The sequence below is a fragment of the Anaerotignum sp. MB30-C6 genome (assembly GCF_030908465.1).
Lineage (GTDB): Bacteria > Bacillota > Clostridia > Lachnospirales > Anaerotignaceae > Chakrabartyella.
Window position 1 is genome coordinate 572,136 of record NZ_CP133078.1, and the last position, 22,774, is coordinate 594,909.

Consider the following 22,774-nt stretch of genomic DNA (forward strand, 5'->3'; position numbering starts at 1 on the left):
TTGGGGAGATATGATATGAATCAAAATAAGAAAATATGGGCAACCATTGCGTTGCTTTTAACGGCTGCCATTTGGGGCAGTGCCTTTGTTTTTCAAAAGTTTGCCGTTGATGAATTGTCCACACCCTTTATCATTGCATCCCGTTTTACCATTGCTGGAGTATTGACGATCATAGCCACATTAAAAAAAATACATCGCATTGACAAGGGTTATCTGGTAGGCGGGCTTGTTGCTGGTACAACCATGGCAATAGGCAATGGACTACAAACCGTTGCTATGACCTATGGGACACCCCCTGGGAAAAGTGCTTTTTTGACGGCTGCCTACTGTGTAATTGTTCCTTTCATGTGCTGGATATTTATGAAAGAAAACCCGAAGAAAAATCATATTATCTCTGCTATGATCTGTCTGTTAGGAATCGGATTGATTTCTTTGGACGGAAATTTGAAAATCACCTTTGGCGATGGAATTACCCTATTATGTAGTGTTGCTTTTGCTGCAAATATCATTTCCATTGCCTACTACTGCCGAGGTAGAGACCCTATGCTTTTGACCATGATCCAAATTTGTGTAGCGGCAATATGGGGCTGGCTTTCTGTGTTATTAACAGGAGGGATGCCTCAGAGCATTAGCATTGCGGCAATAGGGAATGTGCTTTATTTAGCAGTTTTTTCAACAGCTTTATGTTTAAGTTTGCAGAGTATTGGGTTAAAATATATTAATGCAACTGTAGGGACAATTTTGTTAAGTCTTGAGGCAGTTTTTGGCGTGATTTTTTCTGTCTTGCTTTATGGCGAGGAAATCACATTAAAAATTGCATTGGGCTTTGCAGTGGTTTTCGTGGCGGTTATCCTTTCGCAGCTTGACTTTATCAGGCCCAAGGAGGAAATACCCCCGAAAAATACGGAGAATTAATGTATTATTCTTGCAAAGATAAGGGCAGTATGCTAAAATAAAAATGCTGTAAAACCAAGACTCGGTTTCTGGAATCTCCGACCATTCACTTAGTCTTTGGGGATGCGCAATATTAACTTTAAAAGGAATTTTTAAGGAGGAAATTGAAATGACAACAATTAACAAACAGGAAATTATCGCAAAATACGGCAGAACACCTAACGATACAGGTTCTCCCGAAGTACAGGTTGCTCTGTTGACAGCAAGAATCACTATGCTTACAGAGCACTTGAAGGAACACAAGAAAGATCACCACTCCAGAAGAGGTCTTTTGAAAATGGTTGGTCAGAGAAGAGGTCTTTTGAACTACTTGAAAGACTTAGATATCGAAAGATACCGTGCTCTCATTGCGGATCTTGGCCTGAGAAAGTAAGAATTCGATATAAAGAAGAGAGAGGTGGAATTCCTCTCTTTTCTTCTATCATTATCAAAAAAAGAAGAGATTGTGGCACTATAGATTTCCAACTTTGTTTATAGCCTAAAAATGGGTGTGGGTAAAGTTGAAGATCTATGGTGCATAATAAGAAAAAACAAAAGGAGAATTCATTTATGTTTAGAACTTATTCCATGGATTTAGCAGGCAGAACCCTGACAGCTGAAATTGGCAGAGTTGCAGAACAGGCTAACGGCGCAGTAATTTTACGTTACGGCGAAACAACGGTTTTGGTAACTGCAACTGCATCCTCAAAGCCCAGAGAAGGAATCGATTTTTTCCCTCTGAGCATTGATTATGAAGAAAGATTATACTCCGTTGGTAAAATTCCTGGTGGATTTATTAAAAGAGAAGGCAGACCTTCGGAAAAAGCTGTGTTAACAGCCAGATGCATTGACAGACCATTAAGACCTTTGTTCCCTAAGGATTATAGAAACGACGTTGCGATTGTAGCCACAGTTATGTCTGTTGATCAGGATTGCTCTCCTGAAGTAGTAGCGATGATTGGTGCATCCTTAGCGTTGAATATTTCCGATATTCCTTTTACTGACCCTCTATCTTCCGTTAACATCGGTTACTGTGACGGACAGTTGGTTGTAAACCCTAACGCTGAACAAAGAGAAACCACCAGATTATCTTTGACTGTTTCTTCTAAAGAAGACAAGGTTATGATGATTGAAGCAGGTGCCGATGAAATTCCCGATGATTTGATGATGGAAGCAATTCATTTGGCTTTTGATACAAACTTGGAAGTTGTAAAATTCATCAAAGAAATCGTTGAAAAAGAAGGTAAGGAAAAGGCTCCTTACGAAGAGCACGTGATTAATGAAGAAGCATACAACATGGTTACTGGATATATTACCGATGCCAGAATGGAAGATGCGGTATATGCTGAATTAAAGCAGGATAGAGATGCAAAGATCAAAGCCATCACCGAAGAAGTAGTGGAAGCTTTGACAGAAAAATTAGTTGCCATTTATGGCGAAGAAGCAAACATTGAAGCTTTATTAGGCGAAATCATCTATAAATTTGAAAAGATGACAGTAAGACGTATGATTTTAAGAGACCACAAGCGTCCTGACGGCCGTGGTATTGAAGATATCAGACAGTTGAGTGCAGAGGTTGATGTATTGCCTCGTGTTCATGGTTCTGCATTGTTCTCTAGAGGACAGACACAGTGCTTGACTGTAACCACATTGGGTATGGTTAGCGAGGGTCAGCGTTTGGATGGATTGGATATTAATGAAACAGACAAGCGTTATATCCACCACTATAACTTCCCCGGATATTCCGTTGGTGAAGCAAAAACATCTAGAGGCCCAGGTAGACGTGAAATCGGTCACGGTGCTTTGAGTGAAAGAGCATTGTTGCCTGTACTGCCTAGCGCAGAGGAATTCCCTTATGCAATCCGTTTGGTTTCCGATATTTTAAGCTCCAATGGTTCTACTTCTCAGGCAAGTATTTGTGGTTCCACCCTGTCTTTGATGGCAGCAGGTGTACCTATTAAGCGTCCTGTTGCAGGTATTTCTGTAGGCTTGGTAACAGGAGACACAGAGGATGACTTCGTTGAAATCACAGATATTCAGGGTGTAGAAGACTTCTTTGGGGATATGGACTTCAAAGTAGCAGGTACCAGCGAAGGCATTACAGCAATCCAGATGGATATGAAGATTAAAGGCTTGACCTTTGCTATGATTGAGCAGGCGTTTGCACAAACAGGCAGAGCAAGAGAATATATCTTAAACGAAGTTATGTTGAAAGCCATTGCAGAGCCTAGAAAAGAGCTTTCTGAACATGCACCTAAGATTGCTTCCATGCAGATTGACGTGGAAAAAATTGCAGAAGTTATTGGTACAAGAGGCAAAGTTATTAAGAAGATTATAGAGGAAAGCAACTGTGAAATTGATACAGAGGATGATGGTACAATTTTCATTAAGGGTATTGATGCTGCAGATATTCAGCGTGCCATTGATATGATTAATGCAATTGTGAAAGACCCTGTTCCAGGTACAATTTACACAGGTGCCATTACAAGACTTATGACATTTGGTGCATTCTTTGAAATTGCTCCAGGCAAAGAAGGTTTGATTCATATTTCTAAAATTTCCAATAAGCGTGTAGAAAAAGTAGAAGACGTATTGGCAGTTGGCGATGTCGTTAGTGCAAAGCTTATGGAAATTGATAAGCAAGGAAGATTAAACTTCTCCATTAAGGATACACTGCCTAGAGAAGAAAAGCACAAAGAAGAACAAAACGATCACAAAGCATAATCTCTAAAAAGCTAGGAGGCTGTGGGAAGGAAGGTTTTCCTGCACAGCCTCCTTTTTAACGGACTTAGGAAGTTTTCCACCTCTTTAGGGTGACAATTCTAAAAATAAAGGCGCTGTCAAACAGCATCCGTTAGTATTCTTGTATAGCAAAAACACGCATAGTATTTGGCTAAGGCATAAAAAAACCAAATTGGAACATGATAAAAATAAATTAGTGATTTTATGCATGGGAGAGATAATATGGTTACAATCAAAAAATTGCAAAACGGAATTTCTGTGGCATTAGAGGAAATATCTTATGTAAGGAGTATTTCCTTTGGGATTTGGGTGAAGAACGGTTCCAGAAATGAACGTCCTGAGGAGAACGGCGTTTCTCACTTTATTGAGCATATGATTTTTAAAGGAACGGAAAACAGAACCGCCAGGCAGATTGCAGAAGCCATGGATGCTTTAGGGGGGCAGATTAATGCCTATACCACAAAGGAGTACACCTGTTATCACACCCGTGTTTTGGATGAGCATTTTGGAAGAGCCTTGGATGTCATGAGTGATATGGTTTTACGATCTCTGTTCGACCAAAAGGATGTAGAAAGAGAACGTAACGTTATTACCGAAGAAATTAATATGTATGAAGATGCACCGGAAGAGTTGGTACATGATGTTTTGCAGGATACCATTTGGAGAAATAGCCCCTTGGGGATGCCTATTTTGGGTACGACGAAGACCATCGCTACATTTACTTCTGAAAGCATCAGAAATTATTATGAAAAGAACTATCATACGGAAAATATGGTATTATCTGTAGCGGGAAATTTTAAAACGGACGAAATGCTGGAGATGTTAAACAAAGCCCTTGGAGATTGGACAGCAAAACAGCCCTTCAACCAATATAATTCCAAAGCAGAATATAAGATTGCCCATGTTGCTAGGGAAAAAGATGTGGAACAGGTGCATACTTGTATTGCATTTCCTGGTTTAGAACGGGAAAACCCTATGAAATATGCCCTTGGGGTTTTTAATACAATTTTTGGCGGTGGGATGAGTTCTAGATTGTTCCAAAAGGTTCGTGAGGAGAATGGGTTGACCTACTCTATTTATAGCTATACAACGTCCTTTGCCGATACAGGGTTATTTTCAATTACTGGGGGCATGAATCCAAACCAGTTGGAACGGGTTTATGAGCTGATTGCGAGTGAAGTTGAGGATGTGAAGAATAATCTTTTGCCTCAAAAATTGATTGATGTTACAAAAGAGCAGTTAATCAGTAACTTTATCATCGGAACGGAAAGCACCTTAAACCGAATGACCGCTGCAGGCTCTGCCCTACTTTTAAGAGGTAAGGTACAGGATACACAAGAGGTGATTGATAAACTTAGCAAGATTACGTCAGAGGATATTTTGAAGGTTACCCAAACGATTTTTGATATGGAGAAAGTCAGTTGGAGTGCCGTAGGAAATGTTAAGGGCATTGAAGTTGACACCATAGGAAAAAAAGTTTTTCATAAATAATCAAATCCTAGGGATAATAAGGATGACGGTATTATTCCGTAATTATTTAAGGAGGTCTTTCATTATGAGATTTACAAACTATTTAGCACTAACCTTGGTGATTATCGGTGCTTTAAACTGGGGGTTGATTGGCTTTTTCGGCTATGACGTTGTAACCAGTATCTTTGGTGGAAGCATGTTCTGGATTTCCAGAGTCATCTTTGGTTTAGTTGGCTTAGCTGGGCTGTGGTCTTTGACATTCTATAATTCTGTTGCCCATGAGAACCCAACGGTGCGTATTGCAAGACATTAATAAATGGCAGCGGGTTACCGCTGCTTACATAAGGACAGGGGGAGAAAAATGCATTTTACAAAAATGGAAGGCTGCGGAAACGATTATATTTATATCAACTGCTTTGAAGAAGTTGTAAATCAACCCGAAAAATTAGCAATTGCTATGAGTGAGAGACACTTTGGCGTTGGGGCAGATGGATTGGTTTTGATTATGCCTTCTGAAAATGCCGATTTTCGTATGCGTATGTTTAACCTAGATGGCTCTGAAGGGGAAATGTGTGGCAATGCAGCTCGCTGTATTGGGAAATACGTTTATGAAAGAGGCTTGACGAAAAAAGAAGAGGTTTCCCTTGAAACAGCAGGGGGAATCAGATATTTAGCCTTAAATATTGAAGATGGGATTGTAAAAACCGTTGGCGTAGACATGGGAGAGCCTATTTTGGAGGCGGAAAAAATTCCAGTGATTCATGGAGAAAGCCCCGTTATTGGAAAACGAATTGCTGTTAACGGGACAGAATTTGTTTTTACCTGCGTTTCTATGGGCAATCCCCATGGGGTGACTTTTGTAGAGGATACGGCAAAGTTCCCTGTGGAAGCTTATGGGAAGTTGGTGGAGGTAAGCCCTTTATTTCCCAATAAAACAAATGTGGAGTTTGTGCAGGTATTAAGCAGAAATCACATCAATATGCGTGTTTGGGAGCGGGGAAGCGGAGAAACCCTTGCCTGTGGTACAGGTGCTTGTGCATCGGTGGTTGCATGTATTTTGAATGGCCTTTGTGACAGAGAGGTCAAGGTATCTTTGATAGGTGGCGAGTTAACAATAACTTGGAATGAGGAAGATAACCATGTATATATGAGTGGCCCAGCGGCATTTTCTTTTGATGGAGTTTGGCTAAAAGAGGTTTAAGCTGTGCTTAGGCAAGGAGAGGAGGCAGTATATGGCGAGAGAACTACATGAAACGGCAGCAATAGAGGAAAAGGTAATCTTAGTTGCCGTAGAACCGGATGAACGCAACAGTCGTTCCGCCATGGAAACAGAGGCTTGTTTAGATGAGCTGGAAGAATTGGTGCGTACGGCAGGGGCAGTGGCAGTGGCTAGAAGCGTTCAAAAGCGTGAGCGGATTCACCCTGGACATTACTTAGGCAAGGGAAAGATTGAAGAGTTAAAAATGATGGTAGAGGCATATGGTGCTTCTGGCGTTGTTTGTGACGACGAGCTTTCTCCTGCCCAACTAAAAAATTTAGAGAAGATGCTAGAAACCAAAGTAATGGATAGAACCATTGTTATTTTGGATATTTTTGCTGGAAGGGCTATTTCCGGTGAAGGGAAAATCCAGGTGGAATTGGCCCAGTTAAAGTACCGTTTGTCTCGATTGACAGGGATGGGTGCGTCCATGTCAAGGCTGGGTGGTGGAATTGGTACCAGAGGCCCAGGTGAAAAGAAATTAGAGACGGACAGACGCTATATTAAAGATCGTATTGCTGAATTAAACAGTGCCGCAAAGGAAATTCAGACCCATAGAGAATTGTTGCGCAACCAAAGAGGGCGAATGGGTTCTCCCGTGGTATCTTTGGTGGGCTATACAAATGCGGGTAAATCTACACTGATCAATAAGTTGACAGATGCAGGGGTTCTGGCGGAAGATAAGTTGTTTGCAACGTTGGATACCACAACCAGAAAGGTTCAACTGCCCAATGGCTCAGAAATCTTATTGACGGATACCGTTGGTTTTATTCAAAAATTACCCCATCATTTGGTGCAAGCCTTTCGAGCTACCTTGGAAGAATTAAAATATGCAGATATTTTGCTCCATGTGGTTGATGCATCGAACCCTAACAGACAGGAGCAGATGCAGGTGGTATATAAAACCTTAGAGGATTTGGGTTGCGGGGATACGCCTGTCATTACCATTTTCAACAAAATGGATAAAGAAGTTGAGCTGCCTTTACCCATCGACACCCGAGCAAGGGAAATTGTACAGGTTTCTGCCTTTAAAGGCCATGGACTAGAGGAGATGCTTGGAACAGTTGAGAACTTACTAAAGAGCTTCCGTAAATCTTTGGTAGCCTTAGTGCCTTATACGGAAGGAGGGCTACTTGGCTGGGTTCATGGTCGTTGTGAAATCATTCGTGAGGAACATACAGCGGAGGGTGTTTTGCTGGAAGTGTATGTGGATGAGGAGTCTGCCAATCGGTTAGAAAAATATAAGCAGTAAAAAAATAAAACATCTCTTAAAATCTCTGGGTGATTTCCGGGTTTCAAGAGATGTTTTTAATTTTGTAAAATCATCTAGGAAAGAATAATTAATCACCTGTGTAGGTAACAGCCACTCGGATGATTATACTTTTCCATTTAAAATAGCGATGGCTTCTTCATAGTCAGATTTTTTTACGTAAAACTTATACTGGGTTTGGGTAAAATCTTGCATTCCAGGCACACCACGTGAATTGCTTATATGTAGATTGCCGAGGGTTGAAAGGCTATAGTCAATATTGTAAGAACTAAGGACATCTCGTATTTTTGCTTGCTCCTCCATGGAGTAAGTGATACATAATTCTTTGCGATTAAAAATTGTAATCAAATTACTACCCCCTTTTTTCTTAAGATAGCACAGTTTGAAATAGGACACAACTTGGAAGAGGAAAATTTTCACATCATTACGCTATTGTAAGAAAATTTTAAGCTTTCTTGTTAGCTTTTGTTACAACTATATGCTAAGATAAATTAGAGAGTCATTAGAAAATTTTAGATATTATTTGCAAGGGAGTGTGAAGCTTGGGTCGAAATGTGATTCGAATTAAGAATGTGAAAAAAATTTATCAAATGGGGAAAGAAAAAATTCAAGCGGTAAATGGCATCAGCTTAAACATACGCCAAGGGGAAGTATGCTGTTTGCTTGGTAAGTCTGGCTCGGGCAAATCCACTTTATTAAACTTGATTGCAGGATTGGAGAAACCCTCATCGGGTCAAATCATATTTAACAAAAAGCATATTGAGCGGATGAATGAAGACCAGTTGGCTGATTTTAGACAGAGGTATGTTGGCTTTGTATTTCAGTCCTATAACCTTTTACCGACTTTAACAGCCATGGAAAATGTTACGTTACCACTCATTTTTAAGAATGTTCCTTTGAAAGAGAGAAACGAGCGGGCTATGGAAATGTTAACAGCTGTTGGTTTAGGGGACAGAGCCCACCATAAGCCCCATGAAATGAGTGGTGGTCAGCAACAAAGAGTTAGTATTGCAAGAGCGTTTATCAATAGCCCACAGGTGGTATTTGCAGATGAACCAACGGGAAACTTGGATACCCGTACGACATATGAAATGATGGATTTGATTACAGCTTTGGCAAGCAAGAACAAACAAACGCTAGTAATCGTAACCCACGATTTGGAACTGTCTGACTATGCGGATCGTATTGTTATGCTTTCAGATGGTGAGGTTGAACGGATTGAAGATAAAAGGCAGGCTGAAGGGGAGAAAGAATGATGAGAAAAAAGTTATTTCAAAAAGTAATGGCAGTAGTAATGATGCTTTCCGTGATACTGGGGCAAACAGTAGTAGGGCTTGCAGATGACTTTAGTGACAATGGTTCGCCTAAAATTATAGTTGGTGGCGATACTGTTTTTGAAGTAGTGGCAGAGGGGAATAATCGAATTTCCTTCCAGATTAAAAACAAAGGTGGTGCGGCGGCAGATAATGTTTACATCAGCCCTAAAAGAAGTGCCACAGATCCCTTCAGAGTATCAGTACAAGGCGGCGGTGATGTGGGGAGCATTGGTGCAAATGGTTATAAGAATGTTAGCTTAAATGTTGATGTTAACGGTGAAGTAAAGGAGTCTAGCTACCCCATTACTTTGGAGTTTACATATAGAAATACTAATGATTCATCATTTTCAAGCTCCGAAACAATTTATTTGAAAATGAAGGGGTTTGACAAGGAACCCAGCTTTAAATTAGAAAACATGAAATTAAGCCCAGAGAGTATGTCTCCTGGAAATAGTGCTAATTTAAGCGGTAAAGTTTTGAACAATGGTACACAGGAAATGGTTGATGTTACTGTTAGTTTGGACAACTTATCAACAGACAAAATCAGCTTGAGCGGGGGCTTTAGCAGCAAGCATTATGCCAGTATTCCTGTGGGGGGCAGTGTTGAGTTTGCGTTCCCCTTGGTGGCTAGTGCTGACATGGCGGCAGGAAACTACCCTGTTTCTATTAAGTTGAAGTTTAAAGATGGCTTTGGCAAAGCAGTAGAAAAAGCTCAGGAATTTTATGTGAATGTAGGTGGCGTAGCAGGACAGAAGTCTCAATTAGAAATGAGAAACATGAGAGAGCCTAGCGGTGTTTACGGTGTAAACGAGAACTTTACCGTTAGTTTTGATCTGTACAACAGTGGAAAGGTTGCGGCAAAAAACATTGTAGTAACAGCAGAAGCGGTGGATACTTCCGCAGTGGTACCCAAATCAGGAAGTGTGAAAACTGTTTCTGAATTGGCACCTGGGGCCACTACCAGCCTTTCCTTCACTTTTGCGGGTACTGCCGCATCTAAATCTCAAAACTATGCAATTCAGTTCACAACAGAATATACTTCCGGGGGAACGGCTGTTACCACCTTTAAGCAATTTGCTGGGGTTAACGTAAGTAACCCTGATTCTGAAGAGGAAAATGCCAGCAAGCCTAAATTGATTGTAAGCAATTATGTATGCGATCCTTTGATTGTTATGGCGGGGGAAGAATTCGATTTGAACATGGATATTTTAAATACCCACGCACAAAAGGGTGTAAAAAACATTAAAATGTTTTTAACTTTGGCGGAGGAAACATCTTCTGAAACGGAAAAGTCAGGGAATATTTTCACCCCCGTAGAAAGCAGTAATACATTTTATTTCGATGCAATTGGGCCAAAAGGCACAGCGCAGAAACAGTTGCGTTTATACGTTGTTCCTGAGGCACAGCCTAAGACATACACTTTAACGGTAAATTTTGAATATGAAGACAGCGCAGGTAAGGAATTTACTGCAAAGGAATTGTTGGGTATTAACGTAAAGCAAGTAACAGAGTTACAGGTGGATGAGTTTGCCATTCCAGATACGGTGGAAATGTATTCACCCATTACGGTATCTTTTGGTTATTACAACACTGGTAAGGTAACACTGAGCAATGTAATGGTTAAAGTAGAAGGCGACGTTGAATGCCAAAATAAAAATACTTATATCGGCAACTTGGAGTCAGGGGCAGGGGAGTATTTTGAAACAACATTTACTCCCAACTCAGGTGGAGAAGTACCCGTAAACATTGTGATTTCCTATGAGGATGCAACGGGAGAATTAAAAGAAGAACGCAGGGAATTCATTTTGAATGTAATGGAGCCAATGATGCCTGAGGATATGGAAGGTGAAATGGATTCTGCAACACCACCCATGGATATGAAGAAAGCAATGATTGCCATTGCTCTTTTAGCCCTTTTCGGTATGGGGATGTTTGTTTTTATCAGACGTCAGAAGCAAGAACCACAGAGTCGTTTTGCTGAAAGCCTAAATGATGACATGGATGAAGATGATGACGACGACGAAGATGATAGAGAGGATATGTCTTTATGAGTACGAGAGACTTATTAAATATGGCTCTTCGCAACTTGCTAAAGCGAAAACTCCGAACCTTCCTAACTGTTCTTGGGGTAGTAATCGGAACTGCCTCCATCGTTGTAATGGTCTCCATTGGCATTGGTATGAATGAAAGCTTTGCCCGTCAGTTAGAGGACTGGGGCAGTTTACAAGTTATTGACGTATATTCCCCCAATGGCGGCGGTGGCCACTACATGATGGAAGAGGAGGGTTCAAGCGGCCCACAAAACAAGGGGAAGCAGGTTAAACTGGATGGGGCAGCGGTGGATTCTTTCCGCCAGATTGCCGGAGTTGAGGCTGTTTCTCCTATAAAAAGTTTGTATCTGATGATAGGAAGCGGGAAACTTGTTGCAGATGCCAATTTTATAGGGCTAGACCCAGCAACCATGGAAGCCATGGGATATAAAATAGAAGATGGACGGGCATTGTCCGGGGAGGACGTAAAAGCAATCGTTGTGGGCGGTGGCGTAGAATTCTATGACCCTAAGTTGAATTGGGAAATGAGAATGAATTCGGAACCACCTGAAATAGAGCTGATCGGCGAGAAGATTGATGTTACATTTGATTGGGGATATGGTACCAGACATGCGGATAAATCGGTGAAACCATTTAAGTTTGAAGTGGTGGGTACAATGCCTGCGGATGGCAATAATGGTTGGAGTGTAATTATGCCGCTAAAAGAAGTTGAAAAAATTGAAAAAGCTCAAAAAGAGTGGGAAAAGAAATCGCATGGTTCTTCCGGGGGGAATAACCAAAAAAGATCAAAAGAATACGAACAGGTTATGGTTAAGGTAGACGATATTAAAAATGTGCAAGTGGTACAACAACAAATTAAAGATATGGGTTACCGTGCTTCCAGCTTAACGGATCAACTAGAAGCGATGAAGGAAACCACGAAAATGTTACGTATGGTTTTAGGAGCAATTGGTGCAATTTCTTTGGTTGTTGCGGCCATTGGCATTACAAACACAATGGTTATGGCAATTTATGAAAGAACCAGAGAAATTGGTATCATGAAGGTAATTGGTGCGTCTTTGAGGGATATTAAGCTTCTTTTTTTAACCGAGGCTGCTTTTATCGGATTTGCCGGTGGCATTGTCGGTGTTGGGGTAAGTTTTGTAACTTCAAAGCTAGTGAACTTTGTTGCCATGCAGCATGGCAGTGATATGACTTCATCCATTCCTTTGTGGTTATATCTTGGGTCTATTGCTTTTGCAACGGTAATTGGTGTTCTTTCCGGATACTTACCTGCAAAACGAGCGATGAAACTGAGTGCTTTAACAGCAATTAAAACGGAGTAAGCCAAATTATAAAAACACACTATTGAGAAAAAATAGTGTGTTTTTATTTTTTTATTAAGAAAAAATGATAGTTATTACATTTTGGGAAAGACTAAAGAAGAAATGTCAGAAGAAAAAAGGATTGGTTTTCATGCTGCTAGAACTGGCTGCTGCGCCTGTTTTTCTAGGACTTTTTTATATTTATGTAAGAGATAAGTATGAAAAAGAGCCTTGGAAGATGCTTCTGCTGGGGTTATTATACGGGATCTATACGACCTGTGTCATTTATGCTGTAGGGATAGGGTTAGAAAAAATATTCCCTCATAGAGAGAACCCGTTCTATACATCATTTCTAAGCTCAGCAGGGGTAGAGGAGGTGATTAAGTACGTTTTTCTGGTGTTTTTAATATGGAAAAACGGAAATTTTAACGAGCCCCTTGACGGAATTGTTTACGGTGTTTTTGTATCTCTGGGGTTTGCTTGGATAGAAAACATCATTTATGTCATGCATCCAGTGATGGGGGGGTATGGTACAGCTTTTTCAAGGGCTCTGCTTTCGGTGCCAGGGCATGCTTTGTTTGGTGTACAAATGGGATATTATCTGGGACTTGCAAAATTCTTTGGCAATAAGAAGCATATGATTCTTGCTTTGATTGTGCCATATTTAGCCCATGCCGTATACAATTATTGTTTACTTGAGAAATCCCACATATTCTGGATACCATTTTGGATTTTGGAAGTTTGGTTATGGTGGTCTGCATTAAGGCATATAAAAGAATTGGTACGGATTTCGCCCTTTCGAGAATAAAATGTGCATGATTTTATTGTAACTCTTGAAATAAAAGATAAAAAGCGGTATACTATTAGAAATGGGACAACTGGCAGAAAATAGCATAATTGTGGAGGTAAAGCAGTGATTGAAGCGGTAAGCTGTGGCGGCGTTGTGATTTATAAGTGGAAGATTCTTCTCTTATACAAAAACCAAAACGGCAGATACATGGGGTGGGTATTACCCAAGGGCACCGTGGAAGAAGGCGAAACCTATCGGCAGACTGCTTTGCGTGAGGTTAAGGAAGAATCCGGGGCAACGGGTGAAATTATTAAATATGTGGGTAAAACCCAATATACCTTCAAAGGCAGCGAGGATACCGTAAGCAAAACAGTGCATTGGTATTTGATGAGTGCTAATTCCTTTTTCTGTAAGCCTCAGAGCGAAGAATACTTCGCCGATGCCGGTTTTTATAAATTCCATGAAGCCTATCATCTGTTAAAGTTTAATGACGAACGTCAAATTTTGAAAAAGGCATATTACGAGTATAGTGAAATGCGTAAAAATAAGGAGTTTCTGAAACGGAAATTTTCCGAAAATAAACGATAAAGGAGTAATGTCAGATGAAAAAATATTTTGAAATGAAACCAAGTTTTGAAGATTTAAAGGATAGAATTGTTGTTTTACACAACGACCGTGACGACAAAAAAACAGTGTTTATTGTATTGGGTATTATTGCTGCGGTTTTAGCAGTGGTTGCACTAACCGTTGTTTATTTATTGAAAACAAAAATGGATGACGAATACGATGAAGATTGGGATTTCGATTGGGATAGTTTGGAAGATGAGTACTGCAATGAAGATGATTGCTGCTGTACAGACAAGGATGTAGATGCCTCTGTAAAAGTAGAGCAGATTTAAAGAAGATGGGGCGGCAGGTGGCCGGTATGGTCTTACTACCGACTGCGCGCCACCTCCCTTTTTTTCTTTTGGTTGGGACAAAAAAATAAATATGGGACGAAAAAAGACCAAAGGAAGGTGAAATATGGAAGATAAATTACAATTGATTCGTAAAATTGCACCTGATTTGACCGAAGAAATGATCAAAAGGTACCGTGTTTTAAAGACGGTTCGCCTTTTACAACCCTGTGGCAGAAGAATGGTGGTACTGGCACTGGGTATGACGGAACGGACTGTCCGTAGTGAGATTGAACGTTTTAGCGTGCAAAAACTGGTGCAGGTTTCTAAAACAGGAATGACCGTTACTGATGAAGGCATGGAGGTTTTGGATGGATTGGACACCATTTTCTCCATTATGACGGGGCTATCTGTTTTGGAAGAGAAATTGGCTAAGCGTTTAGGGGTGAAACGTGTTTTGATTGCCCAAGGTGATGCGGATGTCAGTGAACGTAGCCGCAAAGAAATGGGTCAATTGGCAATGCGTCGCCTTTTGGAAAAGACTGACGAGAAAAGTTGTATTGCCATCACCGGTGGTACGGCTATGGAGGACTTGGTTCTTGCTGCCCCTGAAATGTCTAAACCTATGGCGAAAATGATTGTACCTGCAAGAGGTAGTATTGGTAGAAAAATGGAGTTACAGGCAGATACTTTGGCCGTGCAGTTAGCCGAAAAGCTGCAGGCTGATTATCGCTTATTACATTTGCCCGATAACCTAAGTGAAACAGCCTTGGAGGAGATGAAGAAGCAACCTGAAATTTCCGAAACCATACAGGAGATGGAGAAGGCAAATATTTTGCTTTTAGGTGTGGGTAACGCATTAGACATGGCAGAAAAACGTAGATTGGATGAAGAAATAAGAATATACTTAGCTGAACAAGAAGCTGTTGCAGAGGCTTGTGGATATTATTTTAATAAAAGTGGCGAGGTACTTTATAAAACTCGTTCCATCGCCATTGACTTTAACGAAATAGACAATATGGATGAAGTGATTGTAGTAGCTGGTGGGGAGAAAAAGGCAGAAAGTATTTTTGCTGTAAGCCAAAGCATACCAGGTGGTGTTTTTGTTACTGATGAAGGTGCAGCATTAAAAATAATAGAACTTTTAGAAGCATAAAATTATTGTGAAATGCTGAGACAATATTTTTTCCTACAAGTATTCAGGAATTACCATATTCTAAAAATAAAAGAGAAGATTTGGGGAAAAGTAGAAATATTGGGAGATTTGATTAGGTATCTTAGGTGCCTAAACGACAATCAGAAAGGAGTATTAAAAATGCTTAATAAAAAATCCGTTGATGATTTGCAAGTAAAAGGGAAAAAAGTGTTGGTTAGATGCGACTTCAATGTCCCCTTGCAAAATGGGGTAATTACTGACGAAAACAGAATCACCGCTGCCCTTCCAACAATCAAAAAACTGGTGGAGGAGGGGGGGAAAGTTATTCTTTGTTCTCATATGGGTAAACCAAAGGGAGAACCCAAGCCAGAGCTTTCCTTGGCACCTGTTGCAAAAAGGCTTTCTGAAATATTGGGGAAAGAAGTGGTTTTTGCAAAGGACGATATGGTAGTTGGAGAAAACGCCAAAAAAGCCGTAGAAGCTATGAACGATGGCGATGTAGTGTTGTTGGAAAATACACGGTATAGAAAAGAAGAAACAAAAAATGAGGAAACCTTTAGCAAGGAATTGGCTTCCTTAGCGGATGTATTTGTAAACGATGCGTTTGGCACCAGCCATAGAGCCCACTGCTCAACAGTAGGGGTTACGGAATATGTAAAAGAGTCTGCAGTTGGTTATTTGATGGAAAAGGAAATTGAATTTTTAGGGAATGCGGTGAACAAGCCTGAGCATCCTTTTGTCGCTATATTAGGTGGTTCAAAGGTTTCTGATAAAATCAATGTAATCAACAACTTATTGGAAAAAGTGGATACCTTAATTATTGGCGGCGGAATGGCATATACCTTCTCAGTAGCCCAAGGCGGTAAGGTTGGGGAATCTTTGCTGGAAGCCGATAAGGTTGAATATGCTAAGGAAATGATGGCAAAAGCCAAGGAAAAGGGCGTTCGCTTCTTATTACCTGTGGATACATTGGTTACAAAAGAGTTTAAAAACGACACAGAGTTTAAAACGGTTCCTGCTTTGGAAATTCCCGATGGATGGATGGGACTTGATATTGGCGAAAAGTCCAGAGAATTATTTGCATCAGCAATCAAGGAAGCCAAGACTGTAATTTGGAACGGACCTATGGGGGTTTTTGAGTTCGAAAACTTTGCTGGTGGCACAAAAGCCGTGGCTCAGGCAATGGCTGATATTGATGCAACAACGATTATCGGTGGTGGTGATTCTGCCGCGGCTGTAAATCAGTTGGGCTTCGGAGATAAAATGACGCATATTTCTACAGGTGGCGGTGCTTCATTGGAATTTTTGGAAGGAAAGGACTTGCCAGGTGTGGTTGCGGTGCAAGATAAATAAGGTTTAATATGAAACAAAGGGGAAGAATATTTGTGGTGATAGCACTGTTTTGCTCCTTGGTATTTCAACAGACTGCTTGGGGAAAAACAGTGACTGCCATGAATAATTTGAATGAACTAGAGTTGATAAAGCCGGCGGAGAAAATGATTATTCCACCAACAGACTATATTTCAGTGTTGATGTATCATCATTTTGCAATTAGAGATATGGGACAGGGAAACGGGGTTGTGACCACCCAAGCCGAGCTGGAGGATCAAATTTGTTATTTAAAGGAGTTAGGGTATGAATTTATTTCCCTGGAAACTCTAAACGAATTTCTTCAGCGGGTGGAAAAAGAGAAGGTTCAATATAAACGAAGAGACAATGGTGAACTTGGCCTTGGATTGAATAAAAAATATATTTGTATCACAATGGATGACGGATATATGAGCAATTATGATTTGGCCTTTCCCATTTTCCGAAAATACCGTATCCCTGCCTCTATTTTTGCTGTGACGGATAGCATCACGGAACAATCGGGGCTAAAAAAGTTTACCTGGGATCAAGCACAGAAAATGGTAGACAGCAGATATGTTAAAATTTATAACCATACAGCCAACCATGTTCCTGTGGATTTAGAAGAGGAAGATGAATTTTTGGCAGAGGTAGAAAAGGCAGAAGTTGCTTTGGAAAAGTATCTAAACCAAAAAGGATGCAAGGCACTGGCCTTTCCCAATGGAAGATTTACTGTATATACCCAGGAAGCGTTGAAAGATATGGGCTTTGACCTATTATTTACAGTTGACCACGGAGTCATTACAAGACAAACATCCCCCTATGAAATCCCTAGAGTGAATGTGGAGTCTGGCTGGTGTGGTCAAGATTTGGTGGAAAACATAGAACGGGCTGCGAGGAAAAGCTTTGTACGGAAAGAGAGGGAAGTGAATTATGAGAAAAAAAATCATAGCAGGTAACTGGAAGATGAACAAAACTCCCAAAGAGGCAACAGAATTTTGTAAGCTGATGAAAGATAAAGTTGCTTCCTCCGAAGTTGACGTTGTATTTTGTGTACCTTTTGTAGATTTATATCCCGCTTTGGAAGAGCTAAAGGGGGCTGGCATTGGTGTGGGTGCTGAAAACATGCACTTTGAAGACAGTGGTGCGTATACAGGAGAAATTTCTCCCTTGATGTTAAAGGAAATGGGAGTTTCTTATGTTGTACTTGGACATTCCGAACGCCGTCAGTACTTTAACGAGACGAATGATATGGTCAATAAGAAAGTGAAAAAGGCCTTAGAAGTGGGGATTACGCCGATTATGTGCTGCGGTGAAACACTGGAGCAAAGAGAAGCAGGGATTACCATAGAATGGATACGTATTCAGATAAAATGTGGTCTAGCAGGGCTTACAGCAGAAGAAGTTTCAAAAGTTGTAATTGCCTACGAACCTATTTGGGCAATCGGTACTGGTAAAACAGCAACTTCGGAGCAGGCACAAGAGGTTTGCAAAGCAGTTCGCCAAGTTGTTGGCGAAGTGTACGGAGAAACGACTGCACAACAGGTTCGAATTCAATATGGTGGCAGCGTAAATGGAAAAAATGCAGCAGAATTGTTTGCTATGCCTGATATTGATGGTGGATTAGTTGGTGGGGCAAGCTTGAAAGAGGAGTTTCAAGAAATTGTTCATTATCAGAAATAACAAACGCGCTGAAAGTGAGGCGAAATAATATGGAAAAGAAGACAACTGTTTTAATGATTTTAGATGGATTTGGTATTAATGAAAAAGTCGAGGGAAATGCCATTAAACAAGCCAATACTCCAGTACTGGATGCTATTTTCAAGAAGTACCCCTTTGTAAAAGGATATGCCAGTGGACGTGACGTTGGTTTGCCCGAAGGGCAGATGGGGAATTCAGAGGTTGGACATTTAAACATTGGAGCAGGACGTATTGTTTACCAAGAATTTACACGTATTACTAAAGCAATTGAAGATGGAGATTTTTATGAAAATCCTGAATTATTGCAAGCCATAGAGCATTGCAAAAAAAATTCATCGGCGTTACATCTATACGGGTTGGTTTCTGACGGTGGCGTGCATAGCCACAACACCCATCTTTATGCATTGTTGCGTTTAGCCAAAAAGCATGATTTACAAAAAGTATATGTTCATGCATTTTTGGACGGCAGAGACACACCACCATCCTCGGGGGCAGATTATGTAGCTGAGTTGGCGGAAAAAATGCGTGAAATTGAGGCAGGACAGATTGCAACGGTGGGAGGACGCTATTATGCTATGGACCGTGATAAGCGTTGGGAAAGAGTACAGGAAGCATACGATGCCATGGTTTTGGGCAAAGGAACAACTGCCCAAGATGCAGTGGATGCAGTTAAGAAATCCTATGAAAAAGGGAAAACCGACGAGTTTATGGCACCTACTGTGATTGTGAATGAGGATGGTAAGGCGAAGGGCAAGATTTCTGACCATGATGCGGTCATTTCCTTTAACTTCCGTCCCGACCGCGCTAGGGAAATAACCAGGGCCATGTGTGACCCCGAATTTAATGGGTTTCAAAGGGAAAAAGTATTGCAAGATTTAAAATATGTTTGCTTTACAGAATATGACGTTACCATTCCAAATAAGGAAGTGGCATTTAAGCCCCAAAGATTGACAAATACATTAGGTAGTTATATTTCTTCCCTGGGCTTGAAACAATTAAGAACTGCTGAAACGGAAAAATATGCCCATGTAACCTTCTTTTTTAACGGTGGCGTAGAGGAACCAAATCCCAATGAGGATCGTTGGTTGGTACCTTCACCAAAAGTTGCAACTTATGACTTACAGCCGGAAATGAGTGCATTTCAGGTAACAGAGGGCTTGGTAAAGGCAATCCGTTCCAAAGAGTATGATTTGATTATTGTAAACTTTGCCAACCCAGATATGGTGGGGCATACGGGAATTATGGAAGCTGCCATAAAAGCTGTGGAAGTCGTGGATACTTGCATTAGTAAGGTCATGGAGGCATTAGTGGAAACTGGTGGGAATATGTTTTTATGCGCAGACCATGGAAATAGTGACCAAATGGTGGACTATGTAACCCATGAGGCTTTCACCGCCCATACAACGAACCCAGTACCCTTTGTTTTGATAAACTACACCGATGGTGTTGGACTTAGAGATGGGGGCAGATTGGCAGATATAGCTCCTACTCTTTTGGAAATGATGGGAGTACCTATTCCCGAAGAAATGACAGGAAAAAGCCTGCTAACAGGTAATTAAGAACAAGCAAATATAAGGAGGAAAAAACAAATGAAAGGTTTTTATGAAATTACAGATGTATTCGCAAGAGAAGTGTTGGACTCCAGAGGAAATCCTACCATTGAGGTAGAAGTAGTTGTTGAAGATAGCATTGTTGCTCGTGCTGCTGTTCCCAGTGGTGCTTCCACAGGTGCTTTTGAAGCAGTGGAACTACGTGATGGTGGGGAAAGATATAACGGTACAGGTGTACAGAATGCTGTGGATAATGTAAACGACCTAATTGCTGAAGAAATTATTGGTATGAACGCTTTAGACCAGGTTTCTATTGACAAGGCTATGATTGCTTTGGATGGTACACCAAACAAAGCGAAATTAGGGGCAAACGCAATTCTTGGCGTTTCTATGGCAGTTGCAAAGGCGGCGGCAGATGCTTTGGATATGCCTTTGTATCAGTATTTAGGCGGTTTTAATGCAAAGAGTGTACCTGTTCCTATGATGAACATTATGAATGGTGGTAAGCACGCTGACAACACCGTAGACGTTCAGGAATTTATGATTATGCCTGTTGGCGCCCCTTCCTTTAAGGAAGCACTTCGTATGTGTGCTGAAATTTATCATATGTTAAAGAAAGTTCTGAAAAGCAAAGGTCTTTCCACAGCAGTTGGTGACGAAGGTGGTTTTGCACCTGACCTGCCTACAGCAGATGCTGTTATTGACTTGATTAAAGAAGCCGTTGACGCAACAGGTTACAAATGGGATGAAGATATAAAAATTGCTTTAGACCCAGCAATGACAGAATTATACGATGAAAAAGACGGCAAATATCACTTCCCTGGGGAAAGTAAGATGGCAGGAAAGGAAATCGTTAGAACATCAGAAGAAATGGTGGAATTTTGGAAGGCTTTAGTTGCAAAATACCCTATCGTTTCCATTGAAGACGGCTTGGCAGAAGAAGACTGGGCTGGCTGGCAGTTATTGACTAAAGAATTAGGTGATAAAATCCAGTTGGTAGGCGATGACCTTTTTGTTACAAACACAGAGCGTTTGCAGAAGGGAATCGATTTGAAGGCTGGTAACTCTATCTTGATTAAAGTAAACCAGATTGGTACATTGACTGAAACATTTAACGCGATTCAGCTGGCCAATAGAAACAAAATGACAGCAGTCGTTTCCCATAGAAGTGGTGAAACAGAAGATACAACTATTGCTGATATCGTAGTTGCTGTAAACGCAGGTCAGATTAAGACAGGTGCACCTGCAAGAACAGACCGTGTTGCCAAATATAACCAGCTTCTTAGAATTGAAGAAGAATTGGATGATGCAGCAGAATATTTGGGCATGGATGCATTTTTTAACTTGAAGTAAGAAGAAATTGTAAAAGAGTAAGATCAAATAAAGCTTTTTATGCAAATCATAAAAAGCTTTATTTTTTTGTTGCAATTATTTTTGAGGGTGAGGAATTTGTTGGTATTATTTTTTACAGCATGCCATTAAAATATTTTGGAGGAGACTTAGCAAACAAGGGAGGTCGAAAAAACGACAAAATAGAACCAGATAACTTTAGATAACTACATACAAACTTTTGAAGAGTATGAATACCTAGGAGAAAAAGATGTAACTTTTAGTGAATGGCATTTTGTGCTGAAGGAACTACCTGAGAATATTCCAGAAGAGCTGGTTAAATTGTTATTTTAATGACATTTCTAGTGAGTTTGAAAAGCATTTGGATTTATTTGGAGAAAATGAGGCTCTTAAAATTTCTGCAAGAAATATAGCCGAGGGTTTTGAGAAAGATGACTAAATGAAGGAATATGTCATTCACAGCTTATCCATTTGGTTAAAAGAAGAAATAAAGCGTAAGGAAACAGTATTTTTAGATATGATGAAGGAGGATGTTCTGGAATATCACCTTTCTGATTTTACGATGGTTCAGGTTCATTTTTCTATGGCACACTCCCAGCTATCTTTAGAGAAGGGGCTATAATTAGGGGATAGAGCATACACCCGGGCTTATTTTTGCGGTAAGGGTAAAGAAGATGGTTGTTGGTAAATATATGAGTTATATTGGATTGAAGATGAGTAAGAAAAGAGATAAGGCACTTTCCCCAAAAAGGGAGAGTGCCTTAAAATTTTATGCTTTTGGATTCCTTTTTTCCTCTGCTTTCGCCGCCATAATTTTAAAAAGTTCTTGCATATCCATGTTTCCGTTTCTCATAATCCATTCAATCGCACCGAAAACAGGGGTCAAGTGTTTTGGGATAAACTCTAGCAAAGCTGCTTCGTTTTTCTCTTTTAGAAGTTTAATCATTTCCAAATGCTGATCGAAAGATGGCTGGTGTTTTGACAGGGGCATTTTTGAAAGCATAAAGATTTGAAACATTGAGCCAATATTCCAATTATTAATATATAGCTTTGTTAACTGTGAGTTTCCTGCCAAAGTAACAAACAATGTATGAAAGCGAATTTCCAATTCGGTAGCAAGGTTATAGTTTTGGCTATCCACATTGGCAAGTTCAAGGGCTACTTCTTCCATCTCATCTAAAATTTCATGTGAAAAGTCTATATTTTGAATGGCTCTTTTTACTGCATAAAGTTCGAACATTTCACGGACTTCAGTGATTTCTTTTAATTGTTGTGGGGAAAAGTCTGCTACAATTACCCCTCGTCTGGGTAAAGCAACGGCCAATCCTTGTGCCACTAGGCGGTTAATTGCAGAAACGACAGGGGTTCTGCTAATGCCCAAAGAATCTGAAATATCTTGGGTTGATAATTTGGACCCCGGTGGATAGGTACCGTTTTGTATGCCCGTTCGTATTTCCCGAAAAGCGTAGTCTAACAGAGATTCTGCATGTTCCATATAGTGTGCCTCTTTCTTTTTTTGTATGAATTTTTAATTTAAAACATTATAAATAAAATTCAAAATTATTACCTTTATTATAATGCCTTAAAATGGCCTTGTAAACCCTATTCATTCATGTTCACGAAAAATGTGGCAGAATGTC

Annotated in this window: 22 protein-coding genes; 20 read left to right on the forward strand and 2 right to left on the reverse strand. The window is 40.4% G+C overall.

Annotated features, from left to right (window positions below; translation table 11 throughout):
- Positions 1-15: 15 nt before the first annotated feature.
- The 7 genes from RBQ60_RS02845 to hflX all read left to right on the forward strand — a co-directional run bounded on the left by RBQ60_RS02845 (position 16) and on the right by hflX (position 7,655).
- On the forward strand, positions 16-915 hold the full coding sequence (locus tag RBQ60_RS02845) for a DMT family transporter (protein WP_307885098.1): 900 nt from the start codon (positions 16-18) through the stop codon (positions 913-915).
- 148 nt (positions 916-1,063) lie between these two features.
- Positions 1,064-1,327 (forward strand): 30S ribosomal protein S15, encoded by a 264-nt coding sequence (gene rpsO, locus RBQ60_RS02850; RefSeq protein ID WP_307885099.1) that lies wholly within the window; start codon positions 1,064-1,066, stop codon positions 1,325-1,327.
- Between the two features lie 176 nt (positions 1,328-1,503).
- Complete coding sequence (locus RBQ60_RS02855; RefSeq protein WP_307885100.1) at positions 1,504-3,657, forward strand: polyribonucleotide nucleotidyltransferase; 2,154 nt, start codon at positions 1,504-1,506, stop codon at positions 3,655-3,657.
- 240 nt (positions 3,658-3,897) lie between these two features.
- Positions 3,898-5,166: a M16 family metallopeptidase gene (locus RBQ60_RS02860; protein WP_307885101.1), complete on the forward strand. Its 1,269-nt coding sequence runs from the start codon at positions 3,898-3,900 to the stop codon at positions 5,164-5,166.
- Between the two features lie 64 nt (positions 5,167-5,230).
- Positions 5,231-5,458 (forward strand): DUF378 domain-containing protein, encoded by a 228-nt coding sequence (locus RBQ60_RS02865; RefSeq protein WP_307885102.1) that lies wholly within the window; start codon positions 5,231-5,233, stop codon positions 5,456-5,458.
- A 48-nt stretch (positions 5,459-5,506) separates the two neighbouring features.
- Positions 5,507-6,346, forward strand: coding sequence for a diaminopimelate epimerase (dapF, locus tag RBQ60_RS02870; protein ID WP_307885103.1), 840 nt, complete (start codon positions 5,507-5,509; stop codon positions 6,344-6,346).
- 31 nt (positions 6,347-6,377) lie between these two features.
- On the forward strand, positions 6,378-7,655 hold the full coding sequence (hflX, locus tag RBQ60_RS02875) for a GTPase HflX (RefSeq protein ID WP_307885104.1): 1,278 nt from the start codon (positions 6,378-6,380) through the stop codon (positions 7,653-7,655).
- Between the two features lie 123 nt (positions 7,656-7,778).
- On the opposite strand, the gene RBQ60_RS02880 is transcribed toward hflX, so the two are convergent.
- Entirely contained in the window at positions 7,779-8,021 is a 243-nt protein-coding gene (locus RBQ60_RS02880; protein ID WP_307885105.1) for a hypothetical protein, read from the reverse strand.
- 242 nt (positions 8,022-8,263) lie between these two features.
- Between RBQ60_RS02880 and RBQ60_RS02885 the strand changes: the two genes are divergently transcribed.
- From RBQ60_RS02885 to RBQ60_RS02945, 13 genes are all read left to right on the forward strand, one after another.
- Positions 8,264-8,929, forward strand: a complete 666-nt coding sequence (locus RBQ60_RS02885; protein WP_334307448.1) for an ABC transporter ATP-binding protein — start codon at positions 8,264-8,266, stop codon at positions 8,927-8,929.
- Complete coding sequence (locus tag RBQ60_RS02890; RefSeq protein WP_307885107.1) at positions 8,926-11,040, forward strand: COG1361 S-layer family protein; 2,115 nt, start codon at positions 8,926-8,928, stop codon at positions 11,038-11,040. The genes RBQ60_RS02885 and RBQ60_RS02890 overlap by 4 nt, the downstream gene beginning before the upstream one ends.
- Entirely contained in the window at positions 11,037-12,365 is a 1,329-nt protein-coding gene (locus RBQ60_RS02895) for an ABC transporter permease (RefSeq protein WP_307885108.1), read from the forward strand. The genes RBQ60_RS02890 and RBQ60_RS02895 overlap by 4 nt, the downstream gene beginning before the upstream one ends.
- Before the next feature lie 130 nt (positions 12,366-12,495).
- Complete coding sequence (locus tag RBQ60_RS02900) at positions 12,496-13,152, forward strand: PrsW family glutamic-type intramembrane protease (protein ID WP_307885109.1); 657 nt, start codon at positions 12,496-12,498, stop codon at positions 13,150-13,152.
- Positions 13,153-13,257: 105 nt separating this feature from the next.
- Entirely contained in the window at positions 13,258-13,722 is a 465-nt protein-coding gene (locus tag RBQ60_RS02905) for an NUDIX hydrolase (protein ID WP_307885110.1), read from the forward strand.
- A gap of 14 nt (positions 13,723-13,736) precedes the next feature.
- A complete protein-coding gene (locus RBQ60_RS02910; protein WP_307885111.1) occupies positions 13,737-14,033 on the forward strand; it encodes a hypothetical protein in 297 nt (98 codons plus the stop codon).
- A 124-nt stretch (positions 14,034-14,157) separates the two neighbouring features.
- Positions 14,158-15,186, forward strand: a complete 1,029-nt coding sequence (locus RBQ60_RS02915; protein WP_307885112.1) for a sugar-binding transcriptional regulator — start codon at positions 14,158-14,160, stop codon at positions 15,184-15,186.
- Between the two features lie 159 nt (positions 15,187-15,345).
- Positions 15,346-16,539 (forward strand): phosphoglycerate kinase, encoded by a 1,194-nt coding sequence (locus tag RBQ60_RS02920; protein ID WP_307885113.1) that lies wholly within the window; start codon positions 15,346-15,348, stop codon positions 16,537-16,539.
- A 32-nt stretch (positions 16,540-16,571) separates the two neighbouring features.
- On the forward strand, positions 16,572-17,492 hold the full coding sequence (locus RBQ60_RS02925) for a polysaccharide deacetylase family protein (RefSeq protein ID WP_307885114.1): 921 nt from the start codon (positions 16,572-16,574) through the stop codon (positions 17,490-17,492).
- On the forward strand, positions 17,464-18,216 hold the full coding sequence (gene tpiA / locus RBQ60_RS02930) for a triose-phosphate isomerase (RefSeq protein WP_307885968.1): 753 nt from the start codon (positions 17,464-17,466) through the stop codon (positions 18,214-18,216). Before RBQ60_RS02925 ends, tpiA begins: the two co-directional genes overlap by 29 nt.
- 29 nt (positions 18,217-18,245) lie before the next feature.
- Complete coding sequence (gene gpmI, locus RBQ60_RS02935; protein WP_307885115.1) at positions 18,246-19,793, forward strand: 2,3-bisphosphoglycerate-independent phosphoglycerate mutase; 1,548 nt, start codon at positions 18,246-18,248, stop codon at positions 19,791-19,793.
- Between the two features lie 30 nt (positions 19,794-19,823).
- Positions 19,824-21,137: a phosphopyruvate hydratase gene (gene eno, locus RBQ60_RS02940; protein ID WP_307885116.1), complete on the forward strand. Its 1,314-nt coding sequence runs from the start codon at positions 19,824-19,826 to the stop codon at positions 21,135-21,137.
- Between the two features lie 436 nt (positions 21,138-21,573).
- Entirely contained in the window at positions 21,574-21,756 is a 183-nt protein-coding gene (locus RBQ60_RS02945) for a hypothetical protein (RefSeq protein WP_307885117.1), read from the forward strand.
- A gap of 147 nt (positions 21,757-21,903) precedes the next feature.
- Here RBQ60_RS02945 and RBQ60_RS02950 read toward each other — a convergent pair whose 3' ends face one another.
- The gene (locus tag RBQ60_RS02950; protein WP_307885118.1) at positions 21,904-22,629 is read right to left on the reverse strand and encodes a GntR family transcriptional regulator; all 726 of its coding nucleotides are present in this window, start codon (positions 22,627-22,629) and stop codon (positions 21,904-21,906) included.
- Between the last annotated feature and the right edge of the window lie 145 nt (positions 22,630-22,774).

Coding starts and splice junctions, on each gene's coding strand:
- RBQ60_RS02845 (WP_307885098.1), top strand. CDS start 16: ATGAATCAAAATAAGAAAATATGGGCAACCATTGCGTTGCTTTTAACG.
- rpsO (WP_307885099.1), top strand. CDS start 1,064: ATGACAACAATTAACAAACAGGAAATTATCGCAAAATACGGCAGAACA.
- RBQ60_RS02855 (WP_307885100.1), top strand. CDS start 1,504: ATGTTTAGAACTTATTCCATGGATTTAGCAGGCAGAACCCTGACAGCT.
- RBQ60_RS02860 (WP_307885101.1), top strand. CDS start 3,898: ATGGTTACAATCAAAAAATTGCAAAACGGAATTTCTGTGGCATTAGAG.
- RBQ60_RS02865 (WP_307885102.1), top strand. CDS start 5,231: ATGAGATTTACAAACTATTTAGCACTAACCTTGGTGATTATCGGTGCT.
- dapF (WP_307885103.1), top strand. CDS start 5,507: ATGCATTTTACAAAAATGGAAGGCTGCGGAAACGATTATATTTATATC.
- hflX (WP_307885104.1), top strand. CDS start 6,378: ATGGCGAGAGAACTACATGAAACGGCAGCAATAGAGGAAAAGGTAATC.
- RBQ60_RS02885 (WP_334307448.1), top strand. CDS start 8,264: ATGGGGAAAGAAAAAATTCAAGCGGTAAATGGCATCAGCTTAAACATA.
- RBQ60_RS02890 (WP_307885107.1), top strand. CDS start 8,926: ATGATGAGAAAAAAGTTATTTCAAAAAGTAATGGCAGTAGTAATGATG.
- RBQ60_RS02895 (WP_307885108.1), top strand. CDS start 11,037: ATGAGTACGAGAGACTTATTAAATATGGCTCTTCGCAACTTGCTAAAG.
- RBQ60_RS02900 (WP_307885109.1), top strand. CDS start 12,496: ATGCTGCTAGAACTGGCTGCTGCGCCTGTTTTTCTAGGACTTTTTTAT.
- RBQ60_RS02910 (WP_307885111.1), top strand. CDS start 13,737: ATGAAAAAATATTTTGAAATGAAACCAAGTTTTGAAGATTTAAAGGAT.
- RBQ60_RS02915 (WP_307885112.1), top strand. CDS start 14,158: ATGGAAGATAAATTACAATTGATTCGTAAAATTGCACCTGATTTGACC.
- RBQ60_RS02920 (WP_307885113.1), top strand. CDS start 15,346: ATGCTTAATAAAAAATCCGTTGATGATTTGCAAGTAAAAGGGAAAAAA.
- gpmI (WP_307885115.1), top strand. CDS start 18,246: ATGGAAAAGAAGACAACTGTTTTAATGATTTTAGATGGATTTGGTATT.
- eno (WP_307885116.1), top strand. CDS start 19,824: ATGAAAGGTTTTTATGAAATTACAGATGTATTCGCAAGAGAAGTGTTG.
- RBQ60_RS02945 (WP_307885117.1), top strand. CDS start 21,574: ATGAAGGAATATGTCATTCACAGCTTATCCATTTGGTTAAAAGAAGAA.
- RBQ60_RS02950 (WP_307885118.1), bottom strand. CDS start 22,629: ATGGAACATGCAGAATCTCTGTTAGACTACGCTTTTCGGGAAATACGA.